The 5,755-nt window shown below is 56.1% G+C and carries 12 protein-coding genes and 1 pseudogene; all 13 read left to right on the plus strand.

Annotation, left to right across the window (positions count from 1 at the left end):
- The first annotated feature begins 80 nt into the window (after positions 1–80).
- Complete coding sequence (gene rpmC / locus ACIOVF_RS21675) at positions 81–272, plus strand: 50S ribosomal protein L29 (RefSeq protein ID WP_401292665.1); 192 nt, start codon at positions 81–83, stop codon at positions 270–272.
- A 2-nt stretch (positions 273–274) separates the two neighbouring features.
- Complete coding sequence (gene rpsQ, locus ACIOVF_RS21680) at positions 275–541, plus strand: 30S ribosomal protein S17 (protein ID WP_008374160.1); 267 nt, start codon at positions 275–277, stop codon at positions 539–541.
- A gap of 23 nt (positions 542–564) precedes the next feature.
- Positions 565–933: a 50S ribosomal protein L14 gene (gene rplN, locus ACIOVF_RS21685; RefSeq protein ID WP_002555479.1), complete on the plus strand. Its 369-nt coding sequence runs from the start codon at positions 565–567 to the stop codon at positions 931–933.
- 11 nt (positions 934–944) lie between these two features.
- Entirely contained in the window at positions 945–1,259 is a 315-nt protein-coding gene (gene rplX / locus ACIOVF_RS21690; protein WP_009397501.1) for a 50S ribosomal protein L24, read from the plus strand.
- A gap of 20 nt (positions 1,260–1,279) precedes the next feature.
- A complete protein-coding gene (gene rplE, locus ACIOVF_RS21695) occupies positions 1,280–1,819 on the plus strand; it encodes a 50S ribosomal protein L5 (protein WP_010220311.1) in 540 nt (179 codons plus the stop codon).
- 13 nt (positions 1,820–1,832) lie between these two features.
- Complete coding sequence (gene rpsN / locus ACIOVF_RS21700) at positions 1,833–2,138, plus strand: 30S ribosomal protein S14 (protein ID WP_010220312.1); 306 nt, start codon at positions 1,833–1,835, stop codon at positions 2,136–2,138.
- A gap of 209 nt (positions 2,139–2,347) precedes the next feature.
- Complete coding sequence (gene rpsH, locus ACIOVF_RS21705) at positions 2,348–2,740, plus strand: 30S ribosomal protein S8 (RefSeq protein WP_010220313.1); 393 nt, start codon at positions 2,348–2,350, stop codon at positions 2,738–2,740.
- A gap of 12 nt (positions 2,741–2,752) precedes the next feature.
- Positions 2,753–3,286, plus strand: a complete 534-nt coding sequence (gene rplF, locus ACIOVF_RS21710) for a 50S ribosomal protein L6 (RefSeq protein WP_010220314.1) — start codon at positions 2,753–2,755, stop codon at positions 3,284–3,286.
- Between the two features lie 10 nt (positions 3,287–3,296).
- Positions 3,297–3,647, plus strand: a complete 351-nt coding sequence (rplR, locus tag ACIOVF_RS21715) for a 50S ribosomal protein L18 (protein WP_009397496.1) — start codon at positions 3,297–3,299, stop codon at positions 3,645–3,647.
- 3 nt (positions 3,648–3,650) lie between these two features.
- Positions 3,651–4,151, plus strand: coding sequence for a 30S ribosomal protein S5 (rpsE, locus tag ACIOVF_RS21720; protein ID WP_010220316.1), 501 nt, complete (start codon positions 3,651–3,653; stop codon positions 4,149–4,151).
- Between the two features lie 2 nt (positions 4,152–4,153).
- A complete protein-coding gene (rpmD, locus tag ACIOVF_RS21725) occupies positions 4,154–4,330 on the plus strand; it encodes a 50S ribosomal protein L30 (RefSeq protein ID WP_010220317.1) in 177 nt (58 codons plus the stop codon).
- 3 nt (positions 4,331–4,333) lie between these two features.
- Positions 4,334–4,768, plus strand: a complete 435-nt coding sequence (rplO, locus tag ACIOVF_RS21730; protein WP_010220318.1) for a 50S ribosomal protein L15 — start codon at positions 4,334–4,336, stop codon at positions 4,766–4,768.
- Positions 4,769–5,755, plus strand: a pseudogene (gene secY / locus ACIOVF_RS21735) (preprotein translocase subunit SecY); the annotation flags it as partial.

The following is a 5,755-nucleotide window of genomic DNA, read 5'->3' on the forward strand; positions in this document are numbered from 1 at the left end:
CCCCACCCGCTGTCCTGAATGATCACCCAGTTCATCCGCTCGCAACCCCCCCCCCCCCCCATACACCCGCTGGTCATCTCATCAACCCGAATGAACTTCGTGAAAAATCAGCACAGCAGCTGAACGAGCAACTGCTCGGCTTGCTGCGCGACCAGTTCAATCTGCGTATGCAGAAAGCAACTGGCCAGTTGGGGCAGTCGCACCTGCTCTCGCAAGTTAAGCGTGACATCGCTCGCGTGAAAACTGTGCTCAACCAGCAGGCAGGTAAGTGATCATGGCTGAAGCTGAAAAAACCGTCCGTACGCTGACTGGCCGTGTCGTCAGCGACAAGATGGACAAAACCATCACCGTACTGATCGAGCGTCGCGTAAAGCACCCGATCTACGGTAAATACGTTAAGCGTTCGACTAAGCTGCACGCGCACGACGAAACCAACCAGTGCCATATCGGCGACAAGGTCTCCATCCGTGAGACCCGTCCGCTGGCCAAGACCAAGTCCTGGGCACTGGTTGAAGTTCTCGAACGCGCTGTTGAAGTCTAAGGGCTAAGGGTCGGAGAAATTTTATGATTCAGACTCAATCCATGCTCGATGTGGCCGATAACAGCGGCGCTCGTCGCGTCATGTGCATCAAGGTTCTCGGCGGTTCGCACCGCCGTTACGCCGGCATCGGTGACATCATCAAGGTAACCGTCAAGGAAGCAATTCCTCGCGGTAAAGTGAAGAAAGGCCAAGTGATGACTGCTGTTGTAGTCCGCACTCGCCACGGTGTCCGTCGTGCTGACGGCTCCATCATCCGCTTTGATGGCAATGCTGCTGTTCTGTTGAACAACAAGCAAGAGCCGATCGGCACCCGTATCTTTGGGCCAGTGACCCGTGAACTTCGTACTGAGAAGTTCATGAAGATCGTCTCGCTCGCCCCAGAAGTGCTGTAAGGAGATCCGACATGCAAAAGATTCGTCGTGACGACGAGATCATCGTGATCGCCGGCAAAGACAAAGGTAAGCGCGGTAAGGTGCTCAAGGTTCTCGCTGACGACCGTCTGGTCGTTGGTGGGATCAACCTGGTGAAGCGTCATACCAAGCCTAACCCGATGTCGGGCGTACAGGGCGGTATCGTCGAGAAAGAAGCGCCACTGCACGCTTCCAACGTCGCCATTTTCAACGGCGAAACCAACAAGGCTGACCGCGTTGGTTTCAAAGTAGAAGACGGCAAAAAAATTCGTGTCTTCAAGTCGACCCAAAAAGCGGTTGATGCTTGAACACTGCTAGGTAGAAGACCATGGCACGACTGAAAGAGATTTACCGGAACGAGATTGCTCCCAAGCTTAAGGAAGAACTTAAGCTGGCGAACGTGATGGAAGTTCCGCGCGTTACCAAGATCACCCTGAACATGGGTCTGGGCGAAGCTGTCGGCGACAAAAAAGTCATCGAACACGCTGTTGCTGACCTGGAGAAGATCACCGGTCAGAAAGCCGTTGTGACTTTCGCTCGGAAATCCATCGCGGGCTTCAAAGTCCGTGAGGGCTGGCCGATCGGCGTTAAAGTTACCCTGCGCCGTGATCGTATGTACGAATTCCTGGACCGCCTGCTGGCGATCTCCCTGCCTCGGGTTCGCGACTTCCGCGGCCTGAATGCCAAGTCCTTCGACGGTCGTGGCAACTACAGCATGGGCGTGAAAGAGCAGATCATCTTCCCGGAAATCGACTACGACAAGATCGATGCTCTGCGCGGTCTGGACATTACCCTGACCACCACTGCCAAGAACGATGACGAAGGCCGCGCTCTGATGCGTGCTTTCAAATTCCCGTTCCGCAACTGATTGGAGTAGGAAAATGGCCAAGAAGAGCATGAAAAACCGTGAGCTGAAGCGTCAGCTCACTGTTGCCAAGTACGCCAAGAAGCGTGCCGAGCTGAAAGCGACCATCGTCAACCTGGAAGCAACTCCAGAAGAGCGTTTTGCCGCTGTCGTAGCTCTGCAGAAGCAACCACGTGACGCCAGCGCCTCGCGCCTGCGTAACCGTTGCCGCATCACCGGTCGTCCACACGGCGTTTACCGCAAGTTCGGCCTCGGCCGTAACAAGCTGCGTGAAGCAGCAATGCGCGGTGACGTTCCAGGTCTGGTTAAAGCCAGCTGGTAAGACGTACCGGCAGCGTCCAGGTGGCGGGGGAGCAATCTTCCGACCACCGGTGACCTTGCAACGAAACAAGCCCCTTCTGGGGCTTGTTTCGTTTCTGGGAACTGTCTAGAATGACCGGCTCTCCTGAGCCCGGGTTTTTACGCCCGGCGATTTCAGGGGACTGTAGTAGCCGAGAGGCTAATTTTTCTTGTATCAGGAGCGTCTAGCCCATGAGTATGCAGGACCCGTTAGCGGACATGCTAACTCGCATCCGTAATGCCCAGATGGCTGAAAAGTCCGTCGTAAGCATGCCTTCGTCGACTCTGAAGGTTGCGGTAGCCAAAGTTCTGAAAGATGAAGGTTACATCGCTGGCTACCAAGTCAGCAGCGAAGTAAAACCATCGCTTTCCATCGAGCTGAAATACTTCGAAGGCCGTCCGGTCATCGAGGAAGTCAAGCGCGTAAGTCGTCCAGGCCTGCGTCAGTACAAGTCCGTCGAAGAACTGCCGAAAGTACGTGGCGGTCTGGGCGTGTCTATCGTCTCCACCAACAAAGGTGTGATGACTGATCGTGCTGCGCGCGCTGCCGGTGTCGGCGGCGAAGTTCTCTGCACAGTGTTCTAAGGGGGGATAAGCATGTCTCGCGTCGCTAAGAACCCCGTTAAGCTGCCAGCCGGTGTCGAAGTCAAATTCGTCGGCCAACAGCTTTCGGTGAAGGGTGCCAAGGGCACTCTCGAACTGAACGTTCACTCGTCGGTTGAAATCGTTGAAGAAGCTGGTGAGCTGCGTTTCGCTGCTCGCAATGGCGATCAACAAACTCGCGCTATGGCCGGTACTACCCGCGCCCTGGTGAACAACATGGTCCAGGGCGTAAGCCAAGGCTTCGAGCGTAAGCTCCAGCTGGTCGGTGTTGGTTACAAAGCACAAGCCAAAGGCACCGTGCTGAACCTGGCACTCGGCTTCTCGCATCCAGTGGATTACGAACTGCCGGCCGGTATCACCGCAGAGACCCCAAGCCAGACCGATATCCTGATCAAGGGTATCGACAAGCAGCTGGTAGGTCAGGTGGCCGCTGAAATCCGCGACTTCCGTCCACCAGAGCCGTACAAAGGCAAGGGTGTGCGTTACGCGGACGAAGTCGTCCGTCGTAAAGAAGCCAAGAAGAAGTAGGGCCTAGCAAATGACCGACAAAAAAGTTACTCGACTGCGTCGCGCTCGCAAAGCACGCCTGAAAATGCACGAACTCGAAGTCGTGCGTCTCTGCGTGTTCCGCTCCTCGCAGCACATCTACGCCCAGGTCATTTCGGCCGACGGCAGCAAGGTTCTGGCCAGTGCCTCGACCTTGGACAAAGAACTGCGTGATGGTGCCACCGGCAACATCGACGCGGCCACTAAGGTTGGCAAGCTGGTAGCTGAGCGCGCGAAAGCCGCCGGTGTATCTCAAGTTGCCTTTGACCGTTCCGGCTTCAAGTACCATGGCCGCGTCAAAGCGCTGGCTGATGCTGCTCGTGAAGGCGGGCTGGAGTTCTAAGTTATGGCAAATAACGATCAAAAGCGCGACGAAGGCTACATCGAGAAGCTGGTTCAAGTTAACCGCGTTGCTAAAACCGTCAAAGGCGGCCGTATCTTCACTTTTACCGCGTTGACCGTGGTTGGTGATGGTAAAGGTCGTGTTGGCTTCGGCCGTGGCAAATCGCGCGAAGTACCTGCTGCGATCCAGAAAGCCATGGAAGCTGCTCGTCGCAACATGATTCAGGTAGACCTGAACGGCACTACTCTGCAGTACGCCACCAAGTCCGCCCATGGCGCGTCGAAGGTGTACATGCAGCCTGCCTCGGAAGGTACCGGTATCATCGCCGGTGGCGCAATGCGTGCCGTCCTGGAAGTTGCTGGCGTTCAGAACGTCCTGGCCAAGTGCTACGGCTCGACCAACCCAGTGAACGTGGTTCATGCCACTTTCAAGGGTCTGAAGGCTATGCAATCTCCTGAGTCCATTGCTGCCAAGCGCGGCAAGAGCGTTGAGGAGATCCGCTGATCATGGCTACCGTTAAAGTAACGCTGATCAAAAGCACCGCCGGCCGTCTCCCTAACCACAAACTGTGTGTTAAGGGTCTGGGTCTGCGCCGCATCGGTCACACTGTAGAAGTCCTGGATACTCCCGAGAATCGCGGGATGATCAACAAGGCTTACTACATGCTGCGCGTCGAGGGTTAATCGATGAAACTCAATGATCTGAGTCCAGCGCCGGGTTCCCGTCGCGAGAAGCATCGTCCGGGCCGTGGTATCGGTAGCGGTTTGGGTAAGACTGGTGGCCGCGGCCACAAAGGTCAGACCTCCCGTTCCGGTGGCACCATTGCTCCAGGCTTTGAAGGCGGTCAACAGCCGCTGCACCGTCGTCTGCCGAAATTCGGCTTCGTTTCCCTGAAAGCCATGGACCGCGCAGAAGTGCGTCTGTCCGAGCTGGCCAAAGTGGAAGGCGACGTTGTCACCGTGCAATCCCTGAAGGATGCCAACGTGATTAACCAAAACGTACAGCGTGTGAAAATCATGCTGTCCGGCGAAGTTACTCGCGCGGTCACCATCAAGGGTATCGCAGCCACCAAAGGTGCGCGTGCGGCTATCGAAGCAGCTGGCGGCAAGTTCGAGGAATAAATGGCTAAGCAAGGTGCTCTCTCTTCGCTCGGCAAAGGCGGGATGTCTGAACTCTGGGCTCGTCTGCGTTTTCTGTTCCTGGCGATCATCGTCTACCGGATAGGCGCACACATCCCAGTTCCAGGTATCAACCCGGACCGGCTGGCGGAACTGTTTCGACAGAATGAGGGGACCATTCTTAGCTTGTTCAACATGTTTTCCGGCGGCGCGCTGGAACGGATGAGCATCTTTGCACTGGGGATCATGCCGTACATTTCGGCATCGATCATCATGCAACTGATGACCGCCGTCAGCCCGCAGCTGGAGCAGTTGAAGAAGGAAGGTGAAGCTGGCCGTCGCAAGATCAGCCAGTACACCCGCTACGGCACCGTTATCCTGGCGCTGGTCCAGGCCATTGGCATGTCCATTGGCCTGGCCGGTCAGGGCGTGGCGTTTTCTGCTGACTTTGGCTTCCATTTCGTTGCGGTGTCCACGTTCGTGGCCGGCGCGATGTTCATGATGTGGCTGGGCGAGCAGATCACCGAGCGCGGTGTAGGCAACGGTATCTCGATGTTGATTTTCGCAGGTATCGTCGCCGGTCTTCCGAGAGCAATCGGGCAGTCTTTCGAGTCTGCACGCACAGGCGATATCAACATTTTCGCCCTGGTCGCTATCGGTTTGCTGGCAGTAGCGATTATCGGTTTCGTGGTGTTCATTGAGCGTGGTCAACGTCGTATCGCCGTTCACTACGCCAAGCGTCAGCAGGGCCGCAAGGTCTTCGCTGCGCAGACCAGCCACCTGCCGTTGAAAGTGAACATGGCGGGTGTAATCCCTGCCATTTTCGCGAGCAGCATCTTGCTGTTCCCGGCTTCGCTGGGTGCCTGGTTCGGTCAGTCCGAAGGTATGGGCTGGTTGCAGGACATCTCGCAGTCGATCGCTCCTGGTCAGCCGTTGAATATTCTGCTGTTTAGTGCAGGGATTATTTTCTTCTGATTCTTCTATACGGCG

The organism is Pseudomonas sp. NPDC087612, assembly GCF_044743505.1.
In the GTDB taxonomy this organism is placed as follows: domain Bacteria; phylum Pseudomonadota; class Gammaproteobacteria; order Pseudomonadales; family Pseudomonadaceae; genus Aquipseudomonas.